General features: G+C 47.8%; 21 protein-coding genes and 2 tRNA genes. 17 read left to right on the top strand and 6 right to left on the bottom strand.

The genetic code is table 11. The features are described 5' to 3' along the window. Positions 1 to 61: 61 nt before the first annotated feature. The 16 genes from GC130_RS27720 to GC130_RS28780 all read left to right on the top strand — a co-directional run bounded on the left by GC130_RS27720 (position 62) and on the right by GC130_RS28780 (position 12,750). Positions 62 to 538: a cytochrome c gene (locus tag GC130_RS27720; RefSeq protein WP_152001618.1), complete on the top strand. Its 477-nt coding sequence runs from the start codon at positions 62 to 64 to the stop codon at positions 536 to 538. A gap of 7 nt (positions 539 to 545) precedes the next feature. Further along, complete coding sequence (locus GC130_RS27715; RefSeq protein ID WP_152001617.1) at positions 546 to 1,112, top strand: fasciclin domain-containing protein; 567 nt, start codon at positions 546 to 548, stop codon at positions 1,110 to 1,112. 18 nt (positions 1,113 to 1,130) lie between these two features. Then, a complete protein-coding gene (gene nosZ / locus GC130_RS27710) occupies positions 1,131 to 3,086 on the top strand; it encodes a Sec-dependent nitrous-oxide reductase (RefSeq protein WP_152001616.1) in 1,956 nt (651 codons plus the stop codon). Positions 3,087 to 3,156: 70 nt separating this feature from the next. Continuing rightward, positions 3,157 to 4,212, top strand: coding sequence for a nitrous oxide reductase accessory protein NosL (locus GC130_RS27705; RefSeq protein ID WP_152001615.1), 1,056 nt, complete (start codon positions 3,157 to 3,159; stop codon positions 4,210 to 4,212). Then, the gene (locus tag GC130_RS27700; RefSeq protein ID WP_152001614.1) at positions 4,209 to 5,474 is read left to right on the top strand and encodes a nitrous oxide reductase family maturation protein NosD; all 1,266 of its coding nucleotides are present in this window, start codon (positions 4,209 to 4,211) and stop codon (positions 5,472 to 5,474) included. Before GC130_RS27705 ends, GC130_RS27700 begins: the two co-directional genes overlap by 4 nt. Continuing rightward, a complete protein-coding gene (locus GC130_RS27695; RefSeq protein ID WP_152001613.1) occupies positions 5,449 to 6,174 on the top strand; it encodes an ABC transporter ATP-binding protein in 726 nt (241 codons plus the stop codon). Before GC130_RS27700 ends, GC130_RS27695 begins: the two co-directional genes overlap by 26 nt. A gap of 10 nt (positions 6,175 to 6,184) precedes the next feature. Further along, on the top strand, positions 6,185 to 6,967 hold the full coding sequence (locus tag GC130_RS27690; protein ID WP_152001612.1) for an ABC transporter permease: 783 nt from the start codon (positions 6,185 to 6,187) through the stop codon (positions 6,965 to 6,967). Position 6,968: 1 nt separating this feature from the next. Continuing rightward, a complete protein-coding gene (locus tag GC130_RS27685) occupies positions 6,969 to 8,030 on the top strand; it encodes a hypothetical protein (protein ID WP_152001611.1) in 1,062 nt (353 codons plus the stop codon). After that, positions 8,017 to 9,228: a hypothetical protein gene (locus tag GC130_RS27680; RefSeq protein WP_152001610.1), complete on the top strand. Its 1,212-nt coding sequence runs from the start codon at positions 8,017 to 8,019 to the stop codon at positions 9,226 to 9,228. The genes GC130_RS27685 and GC130_RS27680 overlap by 14 nt, the downstream gene beginning before the upstream one ends. A 125-nt stretch (positions 9,229 to 9,353) precedes the next feature. Next, positions 9,354 to 9,429, top strand: a tRNA-Gly gene (locus tag GC130_RS27675). Between the two features lie 49 nt (positions 9,430 to 9,478). After that, positions 9,479 to 9,564: transfer RNA gene (locus GC130_RS27670), tRNA-Leu, on the top strand. Between the two features lie 319 nt (positions 9,565 to 9,883). After that, positions 9,884 to 10,111 (top strand): AbrB/MazE/SpoVT family DNA-binding domain-containing protein, encoded by a 228-nt coding sequence (locus GC130_RS27665; protein ID WP_201568600.1) that lies wholly within the window; start codon positions 9,884 to 9,886, stop codon positions 10,109 to 10,111. Beyond that, positions 10,108 to 10,494 carry a type II toxin-antitoxin system death-on-curing family toxin gene (locus tag GC130_RS27660; RefSeq protein WP_152001609.1) on the top strand — a complete coding sequence of 129 codons (387 nt, stop codon included), beginning with the start codon at positions 10,108 to 10,110 and terminating at the stop codon, positions 10,492 to 10,494. The genes GC130_RS27665 and GC130_RS27660 overlap by 4 nt, the downstream gene beginning before the upstream one ends. Positions 10,495 to 10,892: 398 nt before the next feature. After that, the gene (locus tag GC130_RS27655) at positions 10,893 to 11,690 is read left to right on the top strand and encodes a TIGR04255 family protein (RefSeq protein WP_152001608.1); all 798 of its coding nucleotides are present in this window, start codon (positions 10,893 to 10,895) and stop codon (positions 11,688 to 11,690) included. Positions 11,691 to 11,696: 6 nt separating this feature from the next. Further along, on the top strand, positions 11,697 to 12,203 hold the full coding sequence (locus GC130_RS27650; protein ID WP_152001607.1) for a hypothetical protein: 507 nt from the start codon (positions 11,697 to 11,699) through the stop codon (positions 12,201 to 12,203). Further along, positions 12,151 to 12,750: a hypothetical protein gene (locus tag GC130_RS28780; protein ID WP_193218044.1), complete on the top strand. Its 600-nt coding sequence runs from the start codon at positions 12,151 to 12,153 to the stop codon at positions 12,748 to 12,750. Before GC130_RS27650 ends, GC130_RS28780 begins: the two co-directional genes overlap by 53 nt. A gap of 88 nt (positions 12,751 to 12,838) precedes the next feature. On the opposite strand, the gene mutS is transcribed toward GC130_RS28780, so the two are convergent. Beyond that, entirely contained in the window at positions 12,839 to 15,457 is a 2,619-nt protein-coding gene (gene mutS / locus GC130_RS27645) for a DNA mismatch repair protein MutS (protein WP_152001606.1), read from the bottom strand. A 72-nt stretch (positions 15,458 to 15,529) separates the two neighbouring features. On the opposite strand from mutS, the gene GC130_RS27640 reads away from it, so the two are divergent. Beyond that, complete coding sequence (locus tag GC130_RS27640; protein WP_152001605.1) at positions 15,530 to 16,063, top strand: RNA methyltransferase; 534 nt, start codon at positions 15,530 to 15,532, stop codon at positions 16,061 to 16,063. Here GC130_RS27640 and GC130_RS27635 read toward each other — a convergent pair. The 5 genes from GC130_RS27635 to GC130_RS27615 form a co-directional block, all read right to left on the bottom strand. Next, a complete protein-coding gene (locus GC130_RS27635) occupies positions 16,053 to 18,497 on the bottom strand; it encodes a TonB-dependent receptor domain-containing protein (RefSeq protein ID WP_152001604.1) in 2,445 nt (814 codons plus the stop codon). The genes GC130_RS27640 and GC130_RS27635 overlap by 11 nt on opposite strands. Further along, positions 18,494 to 19,840 (bottom strand): HTTM domain-containing protein, encoded by a 1,347-nt coding sequence (locus tag GC130_RS27630; protein ID WP_152001603.1) that lies wholly within the window; start codon positions 19,838 to 19,840, stop codon positions 18,494 to 18,496. Before GC130_RS27630 ends, GC130_RS27635 begins: the two co-directional genes overlap by 4 nt. A gap of 3 nt (positions 19,841 to 19,843) precedes the next feature. Then, positions 19,844 to 20,980, bottom strand: a complete 1,137-nt coding sequence (locus tag GC130_RS27625; RefSeq protein WP_152001602.1) for an imelysin family protein — start codon at positions 20,978 to 20,980, stop codon at positions 19,844 to 19,846. Between the two features lie 6 nt (positions 20,981 to 20,986). Beyond that, positions 20,987 to 22,144: a DUF4856 domain-containing protein gene (locus tag GC130_RS27620; RefSeq protein WP_152001601.1), complete on the bottom strand. Its 1,158-nt coding sequence runs from the start codon at positions 22,142 to 22,144 to the stop codon at positions 20,987 to 20,989. Positions 22,145 to 22,258: 114 nt separating this feature from the next. Continuing rightward, on the bottom strand, positions 22,259 to 23,362 hold the full coding sequence (locus tag GC130_RS27615) for an imelysin family protein (RefSeq protein ID WP_226940631.1): 1,104 nt from the start codon (positions 23,360 to 23,362) through the stop codon (positions 22,259 to 22,261). Between the last annotated feature and the right edge of the window lie 207 nt (positions 23,363 to 23,569).

Below are 23,569 nucleotides of genomic sequence, written 5' to 3'. Positions count from 1 at the left end.
GATCATAAAACCGGTGGGCAGGCTCAGTCTACCTTTACACTATCAAACAAAATAGTGTATCATGAAAAAGTATTTTTTGAAAACGTTCATATTCGCATTGCCCCTATCGATCATCCTCGCTAGCTGCGGAGAAACCAAAAAGAAAGACATCTCAGATTTCCAGGCAAAGCCAACAGAACAAGAAACCGCTAAAGCCTCAGACCCTCTGGAGAACAAAGGAATAGGGCCGGTAAAAAGCATCACGCTTGGAGAAATTGATCAAGCGCTTGCAGATGCAGGTAAGGCCATTTTCGACGCCAACTGTACTGCCTGCCACAAGGTCGACAAAAAATTCATTGGTCCATCCCCAAAAGACATCCTTAGCCGAAGATCTCCCGAATGGGTAATGAACATGATTCTCAACCCTGAGGTGATGATTCAGGAGGATCCGATTGCCAAACAGCTACTTGCCGAAGCCAACGGAGCACCTATGGCCAACCAAAACCTTACAGAGGAACAAGCCAGGCAGGTACTTGAGTACTTCCGAACCCTTAAATAATCACTTTATGAAAACACCCTTGAAATTTCTAGCCTTTGGCCTGATCACGCTCGCCGTGGCGAGCTGTTCGACGCCAACCAATAAGACCGAAGAGGCCGGTGCAGTGGTGGACGCAACGCCAAAAGGACAAGCATCTGTTGTGGACGATGAATCTGCCAAGAACATTTTGCAAGTAGCAGCTTCGTCTCCAGATCACACTACACTTGTGGCGGCTGTCACCGCTGCTCAAATAGAGCATGTGCTGGTTAACGCAGGTCCACTTACAGTTTTTGCCCCCAATAATGCTGCCTTTGAAAAATTGCCAGCCGGCACTGTCGAAAATCTGCTAAAACCAGAGAACAAAGCACAGTTGGCTACGATTCTGACGAGGCACGCAGCGCCAGGTTCTTACGATGTGGAAGCTCTGAAAAAAATGGTAGCGAAAGGCCGCACACTGTACATGGCCACCGGAGATTATCTGGAAGTAACCGTGGATGGAGACGACGTGCTGATCAACGGGTGTAAAATCATTGGAACAATAAATACGTCAAACGGAATAATCAATGTGGTGGATCAGGTGATCCTGCCAAAATAACCTATGAATGTAAAAACTATGAAAAAGCAACATTTTATAAATAAGCTGTTTGCTCTGGTCGTTTTGGCCGGGGTTGTTACTTCTTGTGGCAGCAGCGAGAATTCCAAAGGAGCGCTGGGCAGCGACGTTGCCTCTCAGGCATATGTTACACCAGGCGAACACGATGACTTTTACGCCTTTATGTCAGGCGGGTTCAGTGGACAAATATCTGTTTACGGGTTGCCTTCGGGTCGTTTGTTCAGGGTGATCCCTGTGTTTTCGCAGGACCCTGAAAAAGGATATGGCTACAACGAGGAAACCAAGCCTATGCTCGAAACTTCGTTTGGCTTTGTGCCCTGGGACGATGCCCACCACCCCGAACTATCTCAAACAAACGGTGTTCCCGATGGTCGGTGGATCTTTATCAATGGCAACAACACGCCACGTATCGCACGAATCGATCTTAAAACATTCGAAACCGCTGAGATCATAGAAATACCGAACAGCGGTGGCAACCACAGTTCTCCATTTACAACAGAGAACTCAGAGTATATTGTGGCTGGCACCCGATTCAGTGTGCCTTTTCCCCAGAAAGACGTGGCCATCGACACCTACAAAGAAAACTTCAAAGGCACCCTCAGCTTTATCAGCGTTGCCGAAGATGGCGACATGGACGTGGCCTTTCAAGTGCTGCTGCCTGGCTATGACTACGACCTTGCTCATGCGGGCAAAGGCAAGTCACATGGCTGGATGTTCTTCACTTCCTACAACACGGAAGAGGAGCATACACTTTTGGAAGTCAACGCTTCACAAAGAGACAAGGACTATATAGCCGCCATCAACTGGAAAAAAGCTGAAGAGTATATGGCTCAGGGCAAATTTAAAGAAATGCCTGCCAGCTATGTGGATAACCACTATGACGAAAGCAAGCAAATGGCCTTCTCAGAAACGAGGAACACTGTAAAAGTGCTGATTCCTTCAGAGTGCCCTGGTCTGGTGTATTTTCTTCCCACGCCAAAATCGCCACACGGTGTAGATGTTGACCCCACCGGAGAATTCATCGTAGGCAATGGCAAGCTTTCCAGCGACATGAGTATTCACTCCTTTGATAAAATGATCAAGGCGATTGAAGGGGAGAAATTCGAAACTACTATCGACGGAATTCCCGTGCTTCAATACGAAGAAGTGTTGAGTGGTATTGTTGCTCAACCAGGTCTGGGGCCATTGCACACTGAGTTCGACGGAAAAGGCAACGCCTATACATCGTTTTTTATCTCATCAGAGATTGTAAAGTGGAACCTGGAAACAAAGGAAGTGCTTGACAGAGTGCCAGCCTACTACTCTATCGGTCACTTGATGATCCCAGGTGGCGACTCCAAAAAACCCTGGGGTAAGTATGTGGTGGCTCTTAACAAGATCACAAAAGACCGGTTTCTGCCAACTGGCCCTGAGTTGACACAATCAGCTCAACTTTACGATATCTCGGGCGAAAAGATGAAACTGATTCTTGATTTCCCGACGATTGGCGAGCCGCACTATGCGCAGGGCATCGCCGCCGAACTCATTGCACCCAATTCGCTTAAGTACTATAAGCTGGAAGACAATAACCACCCGCAAGCTATCAAGTCGCCCAACGACTCGAGGATCGAGAGAGATGGTAATATTGTCAGGGTCTATATGGGAGCCATCAGAAGCCACTTCACTGTCGACAACCTGGAGGGTATCAAAGTAGGTGATAAGGTGTACTTTCATATCACCAACCTGGAGCAAGACTGGGACGTGCCTCACGGCTTTAGTGTGATGGGCGCCAATAATGCAGAATTGTTGATCATGCCCGGCCAAACCGAAACACTGCTCTGGGAACCACAACGGGAAGGGGTTTATCCTTTCTACTGCACCGACTTCTGTTCCGCACTTCACCAGGAGATGCAGGGCTATGCCCGGGTGTCGGATAAAGGCGCCACCACCGAGCTCAAGTGGAGCTTAGACGAATAAACTCATACCTTTTCGGTCGCTCTTCCCGATTCAGGGGAAGAGCGGCTGCGAGGGTTAACCCCTTTCAATTATGAAAGCTAAATTCAATTACCTTTTTTTGCTGGCCATACTTTTGCCGCTTGCACTGTTTGCTTTTCCATTATGGAAAATCACGCTGGAAGCACCGCAATACCCTGATGGTATTTCTATGTATATCTGGATCAATCAGATCACAGGGGACTCACCCAGCACATTGCAAAATATCAACATCCTCAACCACTACGTGGGCATGCAATTCATCGTGCCTGACTCAATTCCTGAGCTGAAATATTTCCCCTGGATTATAGGTGGCATGTCGCTTTTGGGGCTGCTGTTCTTCCTGGTAAAAAAGAAATCACTCTACCTCACCTGGGCCATGATTATGATTGTCCTTGGAGGCCTCGGTGTTTACGACTTCTACCTCTGGGAATACGACTACGGCCACAACCTCGACCCCAAAGCACCCATCAAAGTACCCGGCATGGCTTATCAGCCACCAGTAATTGGATCAAAAATGCTGCTGAATTTTAAGGCTGATTCCTGGCCATCAACCGGTGGCTACTTCCTTGGAGCAGGCATAGCACTTGCGCTGCTGGCATTTTGGCTGGAAAAGAAGAAAACTCGCAAAACAGCAGTGCTGGAAAAGGCTATGGCAATGGTCGCTTTGATCACGGTTTTTGGCCTCTCCTCTTGCTCGGTAACTCCCCGGCCGCTTGCTTTGGGCAGCGACCATTGTCACCACTGCAAAATGAAGATCGTGCAGCCGCAATATGGAGCAGAGTTGGTCTCCAGCACCGGCAAGATTTATACCTTCGACGCTGTGGAGTGCTTCGTGCAGTACAAAGATGAAAATAATATAAGCGCTGATAAAATAGCCTTTGAAATGGTGGTGCCCTACGACCAGCCAGGAACACTTATGGATGCGGCCAAATGTGTATTTATCAGAAGTGCCAAGCTACCAAGCCCAATGGGCATGTACATCACAGCCCTGAGCTCCGAGTCCAAAATTGAGCCCATTATTGACGGATACGATGGAGAAATATATAGTTGGGAGAAACTTCAATCAGGCATAGATAATTTGCCAGGCCTTACCGCTCAGCTCCCATGAGGTTTCCTATTCGTTTCATCATCCCATTTTTAGTTATCGCCACCTTCCAGACTTTGGGTGCAGTGCCTGACACCCTGGAGGTGGGAAAAAAATACGCTTCAATCAAGCAGGCGCTGGCCACAGCAGCACCAGGGGACGTAATAAAGGTGTTTCCTGGTGTGTACTTTGAAAACGAGGTGATCATAGACAAGCCATGCACCCTGTTGGGTGTGGGCTACCCCATTCTTGATGCCGGCCTTAAAAACGATGCGATCATTATCAGGGCGGATTCTGTCAGCATCATTGGCTTGCATATCCGAAACGTGGCTACCAACTATGTGAGAGACCTGGCGGCCATTCACGTGGAAGAAGCCAGGCACTTCAACATTCAGGACAACAAACTTGAAAACACCTTCTTTGGTATTTACCTGCAAAAGAGTCGGGACGGAAGAGTCGCCGGAAACTCCATTATCGGGCAGGCAGTGGTTGAGGCCAGCTCCGGCAATGCCATCCATCTTTGGTATTGCAAAAACGTGGAGGTAAGTAACAACGAAGCCCGCCACCACAGGGATGGTATCTATCTGGAGTTTTCCGACAGCATCCGGATAGTGCGCAATGTGAGCCAGGACAATCTGCGATATGGCCTCCACTTTATGTTCTCAAACTACAATGATTACTTCGAGAACACCTTTCAGTCCAACGGCGCCGGAGTAGCGGTTATGTTTTCCGCTCACATAGTGATGAAGCGAAACAGGTTTATCGACAATTGGGGTAGTGCTTCTTATGGCATACTACTCAAGGAAATAAAAGACGGAATAATCAGCAACAACCTTTTCCAGGGCAACACCATCGGTATCTATGGAGAAAGCTCTGACAGAATGACCATCAGCCAAAACGATTTTACCGAGAACGGATATGCGCTGCGAATACTCGGGAGCTGTAGAGACAACATTATTACCGAGAACAATTTTATAGACAATACCTTTGACGTAGGCACCAACGCCACGAGACAGTACAACCAATACACAAGAAACTACTGGTCGGAGTATACTGGTTACGACCTCGACAAAAATGGCCTGGGCGACGTGCCCTACCGGCCTGTGAAGCTTTTCTCTTTTGTAGTAGAAAAGGTACCACAAGCCATTGTGCTCCTTCGAAGTCTTTTTGTTGATCTGATGAACTTCACTGAAAAAGTGACACCGGTGTTCACACCGCAAGACCTGTTCGACGATCAGCCACTTATGAAACCTCATCCCCATGATCAATATTCAACATCTTCATAAGTCCTTTGGCAAACTGGAAGTGCTGAAGGACGTCCAGCTGGAAATTCTTCCCGGAAAGGTAACGGCTGTGTTAGGGCCCAATGGCTCTGGAAAAACCACCCTCATGAAAAGCATTCTGGGTATGACCCTACCTGATAAAGGAACTATCGAGGTAAGAGGTGAACCTACCCGCCATGCATGGAACTACAGGAAACACTTGAGCTATGTGCCACAAATTGCACAGTTTCCCTCCAACCTCACAGTGCAGGAGCTGCTACAGATGATCAAAGAAGTGCGGCAGGAGCCTGCCAACGAGGATCCGTTAGTCGACCGGCTTTCTCTTCAGCCGTTTCTCGACAAAAAGCTCGGGACGCTCAGTGGTGGCACCCGGCAAAAAGTAAACCTGGTCCTTGCCCTCATGTTCGATGCGCCCATCGTGCTGATGGACGAGCCCACCGCCGGGCTTGACCCCGTGGCCTTGCTCGAACTGAAGAGGCTGATCCAGGACATGCGCAAGGCAGGAAAGTGCATCGTGGTCACCACGCATATCATGCCACTCGTGGAGGAACTGGCCGACGAAATCGTGTTCCTGCTAGATGGCAAGGTATACTTCCAGGGAACCCTGAGCGAGTTATTTTCACTTACTGAAAAGAACACACTGGAAGAAGCCATCGCTCATTTTCTCATTCAACGGAAGGACAGAACGTCCGTCAACGCCTAACAAAAACGCCATGTGGAAAATATTCAAATACAGCTTTTTTGACCTCCTCCGCAGCCGGTGGACCTATTTCTATTTCCTGTTTTTCATGATTGTTACTGCCGGTCTTCTGCATTTGAGCGGGCAGGTGGCAGCAGCCATTACGAGCCTGCTCAATATTGTGGTCGTGCTTATTCCACTCATCAGTACGTTGTACGGTATCGTCTATTTTTATAACTCCTCAGAATTTACCGAGCTGCTGCTGGCCCAACCTGTAAGGCGGCGCTCGATTTTCCTGGGACAATACCTGGGTCTATTCACGTCGCTCGCCGCCAGCTTCCTGCTTGGTATTTTGATTCCAGCCATATTTCTAGGCCACTTTGAGGTCAGGCTCTGGCTTGATTTGTTCTACCTGCTTGGCATCGGAACGCTGCTCACAGCTATATTTACGGCCATCGCCTTTCTCATTGCCCTCAGGCAAACCAACCGCATGAAGGGATTTGCCATAGCCATCCTCACCTGGTTGTTCCTGGCCGTTTTGTACGATGGTCTTTTTATCATCTTTTTGCTCTTTTTTGAAGACTACCCACTGGAAAAGTTCTCCCTGATCGCTACCGTGCTCAATCCAATCGACCTGTCACGAACATCTCTGCTGCTGAAATTGGATATGGCAGCGCTGATGGGGTATACCGGAGCAGTATTCAATAAGTTTTTCGGCACGTCCATGGGTATGCTGGTATCCATCTCAGCACTGGTTCTGTGGGTAGCAGGCCCTTTGCTTGGTTTTCTGAGAGTGGCTGCCCGCAAAGACTTTTAGTATGAAATCAAAGCTGCCATTCTTTGCGTTGGCTCTTGTGGGGCTGCTGTCGGGAATATGGGCCGGCTTGGTCAGAATCGGTTTCAATCTACCTGCTGTTGACCTGGCGACACTACACGGGCCACTCATGGTGGGTGGCTTTGTGGGCACCCTGATTGGGGTAGAGAGAAGTCTGCTGGCCGGCAATGGTAAATGGTGGCTCATTCCTGCACTCTCGGGTGCGGCGGTCATAGCCTGGCTCCTCGGCTTTCAACAGGTGGCTCCCTATTGCCTGGTGGCTGCTTCGGCTTTGCTGGTTTTGCTGCAGGCCATTCACCTGCTGTCGTCCCGGCTCACGTGGGTCAGTATTGTCCAGCTTTGCGGAGCCCTGTGCTTTGCTGCTGGCAATATTCGCTTGTTGTTCAATCCGCTTATGCCTGCCATCATCCCTTTCTGGATGGGCTTTGTACTTTGCTTCATCTTGGCCACCCGGCTCTCGGAAAACTCGGCCAAAAACATGCTTATGGGAGGCCTGGTAAAGATGGGGCTCGTCCTGTTTATTGCCAGCCTGATGATTCCATTCCATCTTGGCGGCTACTATCTCACGGGAGCAGGTCTGATTTTAATTGCATTTGGCATGTTTTACATCGAGATCCAAACCGACCAGGGCGTGGGCTGGAACTACAAAAAGTATTCTTTCACCGCCATCATGCTAGGCTGGTTTTGGCTGCTTACGTCAGGCGTTGGTGTTATTCTGTGGAAAGAGCACATTTACGGCTACGATGCCACCACGCATTCGTTCTTTGTCGGCTTCCTTTTCTCCATGGTATTTATTCATGCCCTGGCCAAGGCTTCCTACCTTGCAGGTCTGGGCGGTCCTCCTTTTCACCCAGTGCTTTTTGTCTGGCTTATCCTCCTGTCGGGCTCTCTGTTGCTAAGGGTCTTCGCCGCCGATATTCTGCTTCTCACGAGCGTAAAAAAATGGAGTGGTCTGCTCAATGCCATTAGCATACTGGGTTTTCTGTTGACCCTTATTAGTCTTACATTGATCAGAAAATATCGTTCTGCTCATGAGCCGATTTGATACTGCCAAGTTTGCCCGTTTCCCTTTACTATATCTCGTCGCCTTATCCGCCCTTGGGCTGCTACTTCGCTGGCAGATGGTAAGTCCGCTGCCCATCACCTATAGGTATTTTGTGCATGCCCACTCCCACACTGCCTTCATGGGGTGGGTATACAATGCACTGTTCCTTCTCATTCTCCAACATTTTGAGGGCAAAGAAAATAATGGCAAGCTATTCCGGGGATACTTTATCACCCTGCAAATAGGGGTAGTAGGCATGCTTATCAGCTTTCCTTTTCAAGGCTATGGCCCCGTGGCAATTGCCTTCAGCACGCTGCACATGGCTGTTACCATCGCCATTGCTGTGTCAGTATTCAAACTCATCAAAGACGACAGCACTTTAGCGGCCACCTTCTTACGCTGGGCCCTCATTTACCAGCTGATTTCGGGTATCGGGCCGCTTATGCTGGGGCCACTGTCGGCCATGGGCTTAAAAGACAGCCCGTTCTATTCCCTGGCCATCTACTTTTTTATGCATTTCCAGTTCAATGGCTGGTTTGTGCTCGCCTGCCTGGCCATTCTCTTCAGGCAGCTGGAAAGAAGCGGCTGGAGCCTCGCTGACACTGAGAGGAAATGGCTCAAATACACCTTGCTGTACACTGTTGGGCCAGCCTATGTCATGAGTGCCTTGTGGACTGACATGGGCCAGTGGAAATATGTGCTGGCGATGGCTACCGGCGTCTTACAAATAGTCGGTGTCCTGCTTTTGCTAAGGTTTGTTTGGAAGCACATGAAGCAAAATTTACTATTGTCCTGGGCCAGGCAGTGCCTTCAGTTCGGCATTGCACTACTGACCGTGAAATACTTTCTGCAACTGGCAGGCAGCATTCCCGGTATCGATAGCTGGGTGATGGCAAACAATGGGATCATCATTGCCCTCATCCATTTGATTTTTATTGGCGTGGTTAGCTTTATGCTGCTGAGCTTCTACATTTTAGGGGGCTGGATGCGCCTCACTGCCATATCAAAAACCGGAATATTGGTCTTCTTTAGTGGTTTTTCCATCACCGAAATAGCACTTGTTGCACTACCCTCTTTTTCTTTGTTGGGGCTTTCTTTTCAATTTCCCTATTTTGAAACACTGGTGGTGGCAGCAGCCATTCTGTTAATTGGCAGTGTGTTAATGGCATTGGAAGTCAAGCGGTTACAGGATCAGTAGGCAATATTTTAAAAGTTGCCTGATAGTAGCTGAATAAAATGTGTGAAAAATTTCACTCAGAATATTGCAGAATCATTCCCGCTCATTATTTTTGCAATCCGTTTCCGAAAGGAGCCGGGTTAAAAGCGAAAGTAGCTCAGTTGGTAGAGCACGACCTTGCCAAGGTCGGGGTCGCGGGTTCGAATCCCGTCTTTCGCTCCAAGTCTAAGGAGTGTGAGTGTCAACATAACGCTCACACTTTTTTGTTTACGCCGGGATGGTGGAACTGGTAGACACGCAGGACTTAAAATCCTGTGACCCTTAAAGGTCGTGCGGGTTCGATCCCCGCTCCTGGTACTTGACGCCGAGCTGCAAAGTCCGGCGTTTTTTTTGTGCCAAATCTTGGATCCCTGAGGTTGAATGTTAAGCGTATGGCTAAATAAAAAAGCAAAACTGGTTCAATGCGTCCGCTTGGATCTTTTGCTTTTTTATGACTGCTTGGGGTATTGCGGTTGAAGTTTGGCTCCCCAAATTTTACGCTTGATGCAAAAACCATAGGTGTTAAGGAGAATCGAATGCCAATGCCTGGCATTCGATTCAGTTAAAGCTTTTGTGACCTCCGTCGATATTTCCTATCTTGTATTATAATGAATGTTATAACGCAAGACAGGATTATATGATGGTCAAATCAAAGGTCACCACAGTTGGCTCTTCTGCCGGGATCATCCTGCCAAAAGAAATTATGGCTCGGCTGCATGTTGAAAAAGGCGATACCGTCACGTTTATTGAAACGCCCACCGGGATCGAGATCACAGCGTATAATCCTGAATTTGACGAAGAAATGACACACGCCCGTAAAGTGATGGGCGACTACCGCAATGCCCTGAAAAAGCTCGCCGAATGACTTTCCGGTGGGTCAGCCGAAAGGCAGTCCTGGCCATTCACAGCGAGCAACTCGCTCAACATGGTGGCCTGAGCGGATTGCGGGATGAAGCCCTTTTAGCCTCCGCTTTGGCTCGCCCTCAAAACCTGGCAGCCTATGAGCACCCCAGCCCCGGCCAATGCGCCGCAGCCTATGCGTTCGGCATTGTACGCAATCATCCTTTTAACGATGGCAACAAACGGACAGGCTTTATTACAGCCGTCACTTTTCTGCTGTTGAACGGATTTTATATCAATGCCTCTGAGGCCGATGTTGTGCTGGTGATTATGCAACTGGCCGACGGCAGCCTGACAGAAGAAGCGCTGGCTGAGTGGTTTGAGAAAGTAATTATTCAGCATGCTTAGTGCGAGTAGGTACGCAAGAATAAAAGTCGTTTGAGTTCAATCCTCGTTCCTAGGGCTTTTCATCTTGTTAATTTTTGATTACCAGGATTTTTGCTTTCGTAGAGCTAGTAGTTAGGCCTTTTGTCTCGATCTAAATGCAAGATTTTAGTAGTAAAAAGTTTATTTAACCAAGGGTCTATGCCCCTCTACAGAGAAGTTACGTATATTAAAACAATCATTTAAAAAATGTATTCATACTGATCCATTGAAAGACGGCAAAATGTTAACACATAAGCAACAGGCTGTACTTGTCAAGAATAACAGTGGTGAATCGAACTGATTCAAAAAAATAACTGCTTACTTAGATTAATATATTTGCAATAAAGTTTGTTGTGTTATTAATTTCGATCAAATAAAAAATGTCTCTAAAGAACGTTATAAGACCCATTTCAGGCCATCATTCAATTCGAGAGGCTGTCATTAGCTTGTTTTTAGTAAACCCAATACTCAACGTCAGCAGATTTGAAGAGCTTATAAAGGAGGCTTTCAAAGATTATTTCCAAAAGTTTGATAAAATTAACACAATCGAATTTGAAGTCAGACATGAAAAAGGCGTTCTAAGCCAAAAGCCTGCATTAGTCGAAGACGCTGGTTTCAAATTTTCACGATTTGACGAAGGAAAGACGACAGCTATCTTTCAAGGGCAAAATGAAATGAATCGGACATTGGTTTCATTTCATAACCTGGATTATTTAAGATGGGGTGACTTCATTAAGGATTACTTTTTTATTCTCGATAACATCAAGACCTATTTAAATGAAAATCAAGTGTCAGCTATTGGGCTACACTATGTAGACCAGTTCTTATGGATTTCGAAAGAGCCAATCGATGTATCGTTATTGTTTAAACCAAATGGGCCATATCTCCCAAAAGAATTTTTTGAATCTCAGAATGCTAATTTCATTCTGACTACGGAAAAAACCATTGGGAATGACAATTTTACAAATAGACTACAAGTCAAGACAGAGTCAAAAGTTTCTCCTTCAATCACAATTAGTCATAATTTGATCAGAAGATTGAATAAGAGCTCCGACCTTAATTCACTGACCGCTGAAGAAGGGCTTAAGAATGTGATTAATGCAGCACACGAGCAAAATAAATCTTTATTAGCCCAGCTTTTAAAAGATGACGTTAAAGAATTAATTAGTCTAAAATAGATTATTATGATATCTTTCGATATGCCTCCTACTATCCAAGATGGTTCTCTGCTGCTCGGGCATCAATCCGACGCCAGCGGATGGTTTGATTCTTACAGAACGTCTGACATCGAGGATCCATTAACGGAACCTGTGTATTCAAACATAAAGTACAACATTATTAAAAGTAGAATTATCTCGTTCCTGTCATTTTCCGACAACTGGGATGGGTACGGAGCAATTAAACCTTTGCATAAGACTATTTATAATTCAATTTTATTTGCAACATTGTTACCCGATAGCCTTTTAGAAAATCTCGATATTGATGAGATTTCGCCAACGCCCTATGGAACTATTGTTATTGATTTTAAAGGCAATGGTTCTCTAATTAGTGTAGAGATAGGTGAGGATGAAGTCGGGTTTTTTAGCGAGATATTTGGAAAAGAAGGCCCCAAAAGTACTGGTGAAAAGATAAACCCACATGAAATATCTCAAGACATTATTACTGTCTTTAAAGAAGCTATTCTCATCTAAAAAGGGTGAATTAATCCCAATCTCACTAGGAAGTGATGAAATAGTAACTAGAGCCATCCTACATCCATTATTTTATTCTGATTCAAAACGTAAACTTAAACGTGAGGCATTTCTACCCCCGCCGGGAAGAAAAGATGTTTCCGTTTTGCGACTAAAGTTTACCTCTGATCATTCTTGCAAAAGGCATGCGAGATCCCTCAGCTATAAAGGCCAAACCTATAGGGGGTTGGCCACACTACTGGTAGACGTCTTGTCAAGGATCAACGAACTCGTGAATTCTGTGGTGAAGGTTTCGATTATTGGCTCTGCACTAGATTCCAAAGGCAATTCGATTTCTGGAAAAAAGGTCTATTCAAATAGTCCAGGACTTCCGATGCATGCGGACATCTTATATAGCGAGCCAGTGGCAGTTGGGAAAGTCCAAACTGAGCATAGACTTATCGCAGACTGCATGGTCAAAAATTCTAATTTTTTCTTAGACCCAAATCCGGATATGGCGGCCTGGCAGGGGCCCACATTATCATACACGTACCCCGAAGAGACGTAAAGACGAAGTCTAGAGTAAATAAACTCGTATTTTCCTCATAGCGACACACTAATTTACCACCTAATCGCTCACACAATTTCCGCAGATTCTACTTCCCCTTCAGCGTCGTAATCACCTCATTCAGCTTGAGCAAAGCCTCCACCGGCGAAATGGTGTTGATGTCAATTTTGCCTAGCAGCTCCCGCACTTTTTCAAACTTTGGATCAGCTTCAAACAAGGCTAGCTGAAAATTAGACTTCGGCATGGATTCCAGTATGTCCGCCGTTTCATCTCTGATCTTGTCTTTCTCCAGGTTGTGCATGATCTCATTGGAGCGGATCACCACGTTGTTGGGCATGCCAGCCATTTGCGCCACGTGGATACCGAAGCTGTGGTGGCTGCCACCTTCCTGCAGCTTCCTAAGGAAGATCACCCGGTTGTCAAGCTCTTTTACGGACACATTGAAGTTCTTCACCCTGGGCAAGTCGTTAGCCAGCTGGTTGAGTTCGTGGTAGTGTGTCGCAAAAAGGGTTTTGGCCTTGAACTTGGGATGGTTGTGCAAATACTCCACAATCGACCAGGCAATGGAAATACCATCGTAGGTACTGGTGCCCCGGCCTATTTCATCCATCAATATAAGGCTGTCTTCGCTCAGGTTATTCAGGATACTGGCCGTTTCGGTCATTTCCACCATAAAGGTCGATTCGCCACGGCTCAGGTTGTCAGAAGCACCCACCCTTGTGAAGACTTTATCCACCAAGCCCACGTGGGCATAAGTAGCTGGCACAAAGCAGCCCATTTGCGCCATAAGCACCACCAGCGCCGTTTGCCTCAGCAGGGCCGACTTACCTGCCATATTCGGCCCGGTAATCACCATCACCTGCTGCGATTGGTCGTCGAGGTAGACATCGTTGGGCACGTAGATTTCACCTACCGGCAGCTGACTCTCAATCACCGGGTGGCGGCCCTCTTTGATATCGATAATTCTATCGTCGCTAATGACGGGCTTGGCGTAGCGGTTCTTTTTTGAAATGGTGGCGAACGACGCCAGGCAATCGATGCGTGCCAGCACACGTGCATTCTGCTGAATGGCCTCCACGTAGTCGCAGGCAAACTGCACCAGCTCCAGGTACAGCCGCTGCTCTATCACCGACATTTTTTCTTCGGCCGTCAGAATTTTGTCTTCGTACTCTTTGAGCTCCGGCGTTATGTAGCGCTCCGCATTCACCAGCGTTTGCTTGCGAATCCACTCCACAGGCACCTTGTCTTTGTGCGCATGCGTCACCTCCAGGTAGTAGCCAAACACCTTATTAAAAGCGATCTTTAATGAACTGATCCCCGTCGCTTCCACTTCTCTTTGCTGAATTTGCAGAAGCACATCCTTTCCATGGAAAGCGATATTCCGCAGCTCGTCCAGTTCCTCGTGCACGCCTTCTTTTATCACGTGCCCTTGCGTGATGGAAAGCGGCGGCTCGTCTTTTAACTCCTTTTCTATTTTCTCAAGCAAAAGTTCGCAAGGGTTAAGCACGTCGCCCAACCTTTTCAGTGACGGCGACTCCGATTCCAGCAGCAGCTCCTTGAGCGGAGCTATGTGATTCAGCGCTCTCTTGAGCTGCATAAACTCCCTTGGGTTCACCCGACCCACGGCTACTTTCGAAATCAGCCGTTCCAGGTCTCCAATATTCTTTAAGATATCTCTCGTTTTTTGGAGCAGCTCCTCGTTTTCATACAATTCCTCCACCACCTGGAGCCTCGCCTCTATTTCGCTCTTGTCTTTCAAAGGCAGCACCAACCACTTGCGCAAAAGCCGGGCTCCCATGGGCGTAAGCGTCTGATCCATCACATGAAACAAAGCCACGCCGTCGGGTTGCTGCGGGTTGATCAGCTCCAGGTTACGAATGGTGAACTTGTCGAGCCATACAAACTTCTCATCTTCAATCCGGCTGATGGAAGAAATATGGCTGACCTCTCTGTGCTCGGTGTCCTCCAGGTATTGCAGCACAGCGCCGGCAGCCGAAACGGCCAGTGCCAGACCATCGATACCGAAGCCCTTCAGGTTTTTGGTTTTAAAATGCTTGGTCAGCTTCTCGAAAGAATAGTCAGGCCCATACACCCATTCGTCGAGGGCAAAGGTGGTGTTGTAGTCTCTGTACTTTTCCTTGAAAACCGCTTTTTGGTTTTTGGGGTAAATCACCTCAGAAGGATCGAATCCCTGCATCAGCTTTTCCACCTGCAAGTGTGTGCCCTCTGAGGCCATAAACTCACCGGTGGAGAGGTCAAGAAACGCTACCCCTGCTTTCTCTTTGTCAAAATATAGTGAAGCCAGAAAGTTGTTGCTCCGCCGGTCAAGCACGTTGTCGTTAAACGAAAGCCCGGGCGTTACCAACTCAGTTACCCCCCGCTTCACAATGCCCTTCACCATTTTCGGGTCTTCCAGCTGGTCACAAATGGCCACTCTGTGTCCTGCTCTTACCAGCTTGGGCAAATAGTTATCGAGGGAATGGTGAGGGAACCCGGCGAGCTCAATATGAGAGGCCGAGCCATTGGCTCGTTTGGTAAGCACAATGTCGAGGATTTGGCTGGCTGTTACGGCGTCTTCACGAAAGGTCTCGTAGAAATCGCCTACTCTGAAAAGTAAAAGTGCACCGGGGTATTTTGCTTTGATGGCATTGTATTGCTTCATCAGCGGAGTTTCCGCTACCTCATTTGTACTCGCTTTTTTGGCCATGCGCTCTTTCCTGAAAAAGTTTACTTTTGCCGATACGCCGGGGACATCTTTTCCCTGAAAAAATATTTCTTCATGAGAAAAATCAGTAACGACGAACTCAATCGGCTGTCAGTAGATGACTTCAAAACTACTAAAAAATTTCCGATAGCCGTGGTGCTCGACAACGTTAGAAGCATGCACAATGTAGGTGCTGCTTTCAGAACGGGAGATGCTTTCGCAGTCGAAAAAATACTACTTTGCGGCATTACGGCAACACCCCCTCACAGAGAGATCCACAAGACAGCCCTGGGGTCAACTGATACTGTTGAATGGAAGTATTTCCCAACAACTACAGAAGCTATCCAATCGCTGAAAAAAGAGAATTATAAAATCTTTGTGGTCGAGCAAACAGACGAAAAAATCTTTCTGCACGACTTCCAACCGGTCACTGACGAAAAATATGCCTTCGTTTTCGGGCACGAGGTATTCGGCGTCTCAGAAGAGGCAGTAGCCTTAGCGGATGCAGCTATTGAAATTCCTCAATTTGGCACCAAACACTCGCTCAATATCACGGTTAGCCTCGGCGTAGTTATTTGGGACGTGGTGAGCAAAATGCTCAAAGCTTAATGCCCACAGAAAAGTAAAAACTGCGACCATCCGAGGGGATAATCCCGGGTCCCGGATAGCCGGCGGCCCTGCGGGTGAAGTACATATTGTTAGTCAGGTTATTTATTCCTGATTCAAAGTAGATTTTGCTAAGGGCATATCTGGCTGAAAAATCGGCGACAAAGTAGGCTGGAATGATGCCTTCGACCGCCGTGGGCACAGGGGGGGTACTGTCGGCATTGGAAGCGTCGGAAAACTGCTGGGAAAGGTGGGTGTACTGCACCGACAACTGCAGGGGCCCGCCTCTGTAGGTAAGCCCCGTGCGGTAGCTCACTCTGGGAACCAGCTCCACCTGATTGCCTTCAATACCTGGCTCTCCACTTTGCAGATACTCCGAGCGGATAATCGCCAGGTTATTAAAGAAAGAAAGCTGCCATTTGTCCTGGGCGGGAGCTACCAGCTTATGAATATTCAACTCAACCAGTGACTCAAGCCCGACAATACCAGCATCTGCAATATTGGTCCGGTACCTAAAGGTTCTGTTGATCAGGTTATTGAAACGTGGGTCAGGTTCTGTGCGCAGCACCGTACCAATTCTATTATTGTAGCCCAGGTAGAAGCCACTTATGTCGTAGCTCATCAGCTGCCCCCACACCCCTCTGGCTCCGATATCTACGTTGTACCCCGTTTCATCTGTCAGGCTTTCGTCGACCGAGAGCGAGGGATTGTTTACCCTGATATCATTGAAGTTAATTGCCCGGTAGTTTTGAGAAAAGTTGCCATAAAGCTCAAGTTGTGGCGAAGGCTTAAGGCTCAGGCCAATCCCGCCAAAGAGGAAACTTCTTTCGTTCGTCTTGTCTTCATACACGGTCGAATCATAAATCACATTGCCTGCAAGATCTGTTCTTGTGTCCCTGTAATAACCGTTTGCACCTGTCCGGATGTGTTCGAGCCGCAAGCCCGGTGTGACGCTGAATTTATCCGTGAGGGTAAAAATATTTTCTGCAAATGCAGCGGTGTTGAAGCTGGGCAGGTCAAAATCTGATCCCTCCAGTTGCTCGGGGTTCAGGTAGGTGAAATCTGCTTCTTTTCCCGACGGCCCCCAACCCTGCTGCCTAACTGTAAATCCGTTGTATATCCTTCCGCCCACCAGTAGCGCCGAGTACTGTCTGCCCACTTTATAATTCCAGATCAGGCGGGTTTCGTTGCCAAAATTTCGAAAAGCATCGCTTAAAAAGTCCCTGTTTTGGGTCTCGTCATCTGGTCGGTCGATCCGGCCCAGGTTACCCAGAGCCTCCCTGCCTGCCACCAGTCCGAAAAACCTGGAGTTGAGTCGCAGGGTCGACGTAAATGAATGATTGAGCTGTGCAGACATGAGGTTCCAGTTCACCTTGAACCAGTTGCGCTCTCTCTTCGATTGTCTGGGGTCGGCATAAAATTCATTGTCGGTTAGGCCACCCGGCTGTTGAGCAAGGTAGTACAAATGCGTGTAGTCCGCTTCCAGCGAGGTGCTGGCCGATAGCTGGTAGGTCATCCTTCCGTAGGTGGTAGTAGAATTGAAATCAGAATTGCAGCGCCAACATTGACCCGAGGCGGTTCGGTTATAGGCATAGTAATTGAGCTTGCCAACCTGCCCGCCAGCTGATAAAAAGCTGTTGTAAAAGCCCAGGCTGTTGTATGTCTGTTCCGTTTCGACGGCAAGCTTGCGATCCGTTGGCCCCTTTTTCATCACGAAATTGACCAGTCCACCGAATTGGGTTCCATATTGCAGCGAAGCTGCGCCTCTCACAATCTCTATACGATCCACAGCCTGAATAGCTGGCGAATAGTAGCTTTCGGGGTAGCCGAGCGCATCTGCCGCTATGTCGTATCCATTCTGTCGGGTATTAAAATTCGAGTTCCGGTTTGGGCTAAGGCCCCTCGTGGCTACCCCTATTTGCAACCCGGCACAATCGCTTTCCCACACATTTGCCCCGGGGATTCGGCTAAATATTTGCCGGGCATTGTTAGCCGCTTTATTTGCCACTATCTCTCCCAGCTGGATAACCTCTGTTTTCTTGGCTTCGTAGATGCTGGTGCCTTCTACGCCTCGCAGCGTCTTCATACTGAACATTTCCTCTGAGGATCCATCAATCACCAACTCATTCAGTTCCTTCTCGAGCTCATTCAGCCGCAGCAAAATGGGCGACACCACCGGTTCTTTTAATCTGTACCTCAGCGTTTCATAGCCATAGAGGTAGGCAGTCAGCTCCCGGGTTCCCGATGGCACCCCTGACAACGAAAAATACCCATTGATGTCGGAAAGGGTAAAAAGTGGTGAACCCTCCACAAAAACCCTGACACCAGGCAGCGACGAACCTGCTATGTCCTCTATCCGGCCTTGCACGGTCTGCTGCGCCACAACGCTTGCCGTCGGGAGCAATGCTATCAACAAAATGATGAGGCTATTTTTCATTCGGCGGGAAGTATCCAGGTTTTTGGAAGAAACGATTCTTGTTGATGCACCAGGTTAACAGTTGGGTCAACAAATGGACGGCTGCGTCGTCCGTTGAGTGTCACCCACGACTCAGCTCGGATTTCGGGGTCGGTCAGGCCCTGGTTCTTCAGCTCACCGGCCAGGAAATGGGCAAATTGCAGGATCATATCCGGCTGAGTGGCCACCATTTTTTCCTGCTGCGGTGTCAGGTAGTCGTGGTTGGCTATCTGACCCATGCGACCAGTGGCGGGGTCATTAACGTGAAAGGAGACATACCCCGCCTTTTCCATCAGCATCACCCGCCAGCTGAAGCGATAGCCCTCTTCTCTCCAAAAGAGCGGTGCAGGGTACAACAAATACCTCCAGGGCATAAGAAGCTGCCAGCAAACAAAGGTTACCATAAGCCACTTGTAAACTGGCGCCAAACGGTAATTGTCCTGCCGTTCACTTCCTTCGGAGGGCCATTTTATGCGGAATATCCGGGAAATCTTGTTCAGCACGTTTTCATGAAATGCAGGTGGAAAGAAGATCAGCGTGCTCAGAATCATAATAAACGGAAACATGCCAATGGCCGGAAACAGCAGGGCCGTAAGGGCATGAAAAAAGATCACAAAAAAATAGGCAACAGGCCGGGTGCGTGAGTTAAGCAGAAAAAAAACAATGAAAAGATCGTAAGCCGCACCGCCCCAGCTCATGGCATAGGCCACCCATTCTTCTTCGAGCAGGGGGCCAATCAACGGAAGGTGCGATTTAGCAGGCAACCATATCTTCAAAGGCATGGCCCGCAAAAGCCAGTCACCGTTGAGTTTGGCAATGCCTGCAAACACATATACTACTGCCAGCTGGAATTTCAGCAGGTTAACAGACCATGCCGGAATATATTGCTTTGCTGAAGAGGGCTTGAGCCAGGCATCAACAGAGAAGTGCCGGCCTGCCGGCATAAAAATCATGAGAAAGCTAACAAGACTGACAAAGTAGTAGTGGTTCAGGTAGTTGGTTTTGTCGATCAGCTCCACATAGGTAAACGATAGAAAAAAAAGCGCCGCTGCCAACCGGTAGCGCCAACCCACCATCACCATCAGTGAAGAAACAAGTACAAGTCCGAAGACGAGGTACATGCCAATACCCGAAAGTGGTTTTACCCACTCAAATCCATAAAAGGGAAAAAAGACCCTGGGTTGGATATACAATTCGGCCACCCACCCTTTTAGCATAAACCTTATGGTGCTGATGGCCATCATCCCGCCAAACACCATTCTGAAAACCACCAAAGGGGCTATCGGTACTTTGCCTGAAAAAATATGCCCAACCCAGGGTTTCATATGTCAGTCTCCATCGTTGTCCTGATAGGAAATCACCACGCCAAGGGCCGACGCCATGTCTGTCTTGAGAAGTACGGCTAGCTGCTGCATTTGTGCAAAAACCTGCTGCACACGACTATTATCCGTGCTAATCTGCTCATCCAGCGGATTTTCAATCTGATCTATGAACCCAAGCACCGCATCAAACTGCGCATTGATGGCTTCGTCGAGTGGCAGCTCCGATCCCGAGGTTGTCGCCGCCTTTCTTGCCTTCAGGTAATCGTCGAAACCCAGCCCTTTCACGCCCTCTCTTGTTTGCCCCAGGAACAACTTTTTGTAAGCGTCCACATTTGCTAGGGCCAGCTCCAGCGAATAGCCAGCATAATATGCTTCAGTTGCTTCGGGAATGGTAATACCCAGCGACCGAATACCAGCCGGAATGCCAATCTTGGCATCTCTCGTATTTCTCTCAAAGCTCAAATTGAGCGCATTCACCAGCTTGCCCAGTGAACTGCCCGCATCGGCACCCAGGGCACCGTCGCTGGTAAACTCCCCCAGGTAATTACCACCGTCAGGTGACCAGGCAGAATACACTTCGGCGGCGGTAGCAATAATCAGCTCAGCTACGTTCTGCAGGTAGGTTGCCCGTTGTGGTTGATCTGCAAAGCCCTGAATCACTTCCCCGGACGTGACGTCCTTCCCATAAAGCAAATACTCCAAGGCAGCAAAGCCCTTGGCATCGTTATTAGCCAAAGTGCCAAGGTTGTAGCTGCCGTTTTCTATGTTCCGCTCAATTTTTGACCTATCCGCCGGAAAAATATTCAGGTTTGAAACCAGCCCACTCTCCTCGGCGGGCCCAAATTGATAAGGGCTACAATATTGCCAGGCTATTCTCGCTTCAAACAATGCTGTTTTAGCCTCCTCAAGTGTGCTGCTTTCAGGCGATGCGATGAAGGACGAAATCTTGTCACGAAGTATACCGCTCTTCTGCTCCAACTCCTGGTAGGCAGGCACTATTAAGGAGCTTCCCACATGCTCCAGGAACCCTTTCTGGTCAAAATTATCTCCGGCATTCGGGCCGTTGTCATCTTCTCCGCAGGATGTAACCATCATGCCTGCCAGCATCAGAACAACAGGCGCCCATTTTTTATATTCTCCCAATCTCACTTAGAGTTGATCCTTTACAGGTTCGAGTTCTTGATAAGTAGTTACCAGCGTATTCCTGGCTTCGTTCAGCCCTGCCACTGTGGCCTTCCAGAAATCCCCTCCTTCACCCAAGTTGGATGTGAGTATGTCGTTAATCTGTGCCTGTGTTAGCTTCTTTTTTGGACTGTACTGGATCGCCTTTACAAACTGGTATGCTTCAGAAAGATGATGGAAGGCGTTGCCGATGTCTCCATCATTGAAATTTCCAATAGCTTGGTTGATGTAGTGAACTGTAACGGCGGCAGTTACCAGCTCATGACCAGCATAAATAATTTCACGTTGTTGATCCCTTGTAACATAATCTTTGTTTACAATAGCGGTACGTCCCTTCAGGTAGGCATTCATCAGCAAAGCGTTAGTGCCCAGCAGCGCATCCATATTGTTGGTGTAATGGCCCCAAAATCTCCTTTCACTCGCTTCCAGAACAGGTTCACCTGTAGGAAAGTCGACGGGCACCCCGAAATAACCAAAGGCTTCGTCCCAATGGTGCTCCATAGCAGTGTAGTTTTTCCCATCTACCAGCGCCTCATTGTCAACACCATCGCCCACTTTGGCATCGGTGAGGTAAGCGTTAAATATCTGGTTATAAAAAGTAGAGCCCATAAGTCCCTTTTCTACAAACTGAGTGAATTCCCACCCCAGCTCATTTACTAGAATATAGCTGTCTGTTGTGCCTCTTTGCAGTCTGCCAGCAACTCCCTCGCCGGCCACTGTGCCGTTGGCTGCCACATCGGCGCTTGCCACTTCTGTCGCTTCAAAAAGCTCTTTTATATTTTGCACCTCCGAAACAAATGTTTTGTCCTCCAGCTTCTTGGATGACGCATTCAGCTCAGCTGACAGGAAAGGTGAATTTGTGTTAGCAAACATATCATTCAGTACGCTTGCCTCAACCGCCTCACCCTTGTCGCCTTTTGTAATATATGCCTTTATCTCAGCCACCATGTTCAACCTGTCGGTCTGCCCGCTATAATCTACCGTGCTGAGCCCGTTCCGCTCAAATGTATATGCTGTCGGCACCTCAGAGATTGGTGCCTCCGCATCATCGTCGTTTCCGCATCCACTCAGCAATCCAAATGACCCCAGCACCAACAGTACCCTAAATCTTTCGTGCAATCTCATTGTTTTGAATTATTTAGATTAATTATAAACAATGGCAAAATTATCTTTATTTAGATTTAATACAAATAAAGAAATAGGAAAATATACAGAAAAACTGCTGTCTTTGGATGGCGGTCAGTAAGTAATCTCCACTCTTAACGCAGGAGCCATTTCTTTCTTGATCAGATAAGACAACCCGATCAACTGATTGTTGAGTTGTTGCACAGTCGGAAGGTTGCTCTCGATTTGATTTGAGAGTGGGTCAGTCATTGACTGTAGAGTGGAAGAAACAGAGCCAAGACCTGAAGCCACAGCCTCGGACAGCAGCTGGTCGGAGGCAGAAAGCTTAGCCCCTTTGATGTTGAGGTATTCATCAAAGCCCAATCCATCTACTCCATTTCTCGAAGTGCCGGTAAAAATCAATCGATATGCCTCGATGTTTGCTTTGAGCAGCTCAAGAGAATAGCCCCCGTAGTAGGCCTCTGTTGCTTCGGGGGCAGCCAAGCCACCGCTATAGTCGCCCATTGGAATACCTACTTTGGCTTTGGTCACTGTAAGCTCAAGGCTTTTAGCAAGACCGTTGACGAGATCGGAAACAGAACTTCCTTCTTTCACTCCCAGGGCGTCGTCGTCAGCAAAAAAGACGTAGTAAACACCCCCTATGGCCGGATCCCAGGAGCGATAAACTAAATTTGATGCCAGCGAAATCTGACCAGCAACACCAAGCAGATAGCCATTCAAAACAGTCCTGTTTTGGATGGTAGCAAGCAGCTTTTCATCGCTGATCAATTTGTTATTGAGAAGATAGTCTAAAGCAGCAAAGCCTTTGGCATGGCTGCTTGCCGGTAGATCAAGGTCAATGCTGGTGCTTTTCAGGTTCGCTTCTATTTGTGCCGTGTCGGCGGGAAACGAATTCACGTCAGCATTCAGGCCACGCAGTTCTGAAGGGCCAAATTCAAACGGCAGGCAATACTGCCACGATAGCCACGCTTCTTTGAGGCTTTGCCTTGCCATAAGCAAGTTGTTCTTGCTGGGCTGTTTGATCAAGCGATCCAGGGCCGTGTCGAGGGCCATGCTCTTTTCAGTCAGGTCCTTGTAAGACGGAATGATCAAATTCTTCCCAATATTTTCAACAAAGCCCTTCTGATCAAAAAATCGCACCAGTGATGGATCAGGGCCCTTTTCAAAGCACGAAACACAGGAGATTAAAAAAAACGCTCCCAAAAAACAGTTCCTCATTTTACTCTTCATTGCCTGCTCATTATATGCTGTTGACCCTATTCCGAGAGAGAACGTTGCAAGTTATTTTACTCTTGCCAAAAATCTATTCACAAAGCGTAAAAACCTGAAAGCGATTCTCTTTGCATCTCCTGCCACATATAATAGCGTAGCTATAAGAAAATAGGTGTCAATTCGGCTTGGTTTTTACTAATTTAGCCCACAGAA

The organism is Imperialibacter sp. EC-SDR9 (genome assembly GCF_902498805.1).
GTDB lineage: Bacteria > Bacteroidota > Bacteroidia > Cytophagales > Cyclobacteriaceae > Imperialibacter.
Note: the sequence above shows the minus strand (reverse complement) of the source record. Positions and strands in the feature narration are given on the sequence as shown.

What these genes read in the sequence shown, in the direction of transcription:
- nosZ (WP_152001616.1), top strand. Translation starts at nt 1,131, where the DNA reads ATGAAAAAGCAACATTTTATAAATAAGCTGTTTGCTCTGGTCGTTTTG.
- GC130_RS27620 (WP_152001601.1), bottom strand. Translation starts at nt 22,144, where the DNA reads ATGAGATTGCACGAAAGATTTAGGGTACTGTTGGTGCTGGGGTCATTT.
- GC130_RS27635 (WP_152001604.1), bottom strand. Translation starts at nt 18,497, where the DNA reads ATGAAAAATAGCCTCATCATTTTGTTGATAGCATTGCTCCCGACGGCA.
- GC130_RS27660 (WP_152001609.1), top strand. Translation starts at nt 10,108, where the DNA reads ATGACTTTCCGGTGGGTCAGCCGAAAGGCAGTCCTGGCCATTCACAGC.
- GC130_RS27680 (WP_152001610.1), top strand. Translation starts at nt 8,017, where the DNA reads ATGAGCCGATTTGATACTGCCAAGTTTGCCCGTTTCCCTTTACTATAT.
- GC130_RS27640 (WP_152001605.1), top strand. Translation starts at nt 15,530, where the DNA reads ATGAGAAAAATCAGTAACGACGAACTCAATCGGCTGTCAGTAGATGAC.
- GC130_RS27705 (WP_152001615.1), top strand. Translation starts at nt 3,157, where the DNA reads ATGAAAGCTAAATTCAATTACCTTTTTTTGCTGGCCATACTTTTGCCG.
- GC130_RS27615 (WP_226940631.1), bottom strand. Translation starts at nt 23,362, where the DNA reads ATGAGGAACTGTTTTTTGGGAGCGTTTTTTTTAATCTCCTGTGTTTCG.
- GC130_RS28780 (WP_193218044.1), top strand. Translation starts at nt 12,151, where the DNA reads ATGAAATATCTCAAGACATTATTACTGTCTTTAAAGAAGCTATTCTCA.
- GC130_RS27695 (WP_152001613.1), top strand. Translation starts at nt 5,449, where the DNA reads ATGATCAATATTCAACATCTTCATAAGTCCTTTGGCAAACTGGAAGTG.
- GC130_RS27655 (WP_152001608.1), top strand. Translation starts at nt 10,893, where the DNA reads ATGTCTCTAAAGAACGTTATAAGACCCATTTCAGGCCATCATTCAATT.
- GC130_RS27715 (WP_152001617.1), top strand. Translation starts at nt 546, where the DNA reads ATGAAAACACCCTTGAAATTTCTAGCCTTTGGCCTGATCACGCTCGCC.
- GC130_RS27720 (WP_152001618.1), top strand. Translation starts at nt 62, where the DNA reads ATGAAAAAGTATTTTTTGAAAACGTTCATATTCGCATTGCCCCTATCG.
- GC130_RS27665 (WP_201568600.1), top strand. Translation starts at nt 9,884, where the DNA reads ATGATGGTCAAATCAAAGGTCACCACAGTTGGCTCTTCTGCCGGGATC.
- GC130_RS27690 (WP_152001612.1), top strand. Translation starts at nt 6,185, where the DNA reads ATGTGGAAAATATTCAAATACAGCTTTTTTGACCTCCTCCGCAGCCGG.
- GC130_RS27700 (WP_152001614.1), top strand. Translation starts at nt 4,209, where the DNA reads ATGAGGTTTCCTATTCGTTTCATCATCCCATTTTTAGTTATCGCCACC.
- GC130_RS27685 (WP_152001611.1), top strand. Translation starts at nt 6,969, where the DNA reads ATGAAATCAAAGCTGCCATTCTTTGCGTTGGCTCTTGTGGGGCTGCTG.
- GC130_RS27630 (WP_152001603.1), bottom strand. Translation starts at nt 19,840, where the DNA reads ATGAAACCCTGGGTTGGGCATATTTTTTCAGGCAAAGTACCGATAGCC.
- GC130_RS27650 (WP_152001607.1), top strand. Translation starts at nt 11,697, where the DNA reads ATGATATCTTTCGATATGCCTCCTACTATCCAAGATGGTTCTCTGCTG.
- mutS (WP_152001606.1), bottom strand. Translation starts at nt 15,457, where the DNA reads ATGGCCAAAAAAGCGAGTACAAATGAGGTAGCGGAAACTCCGCTGATG.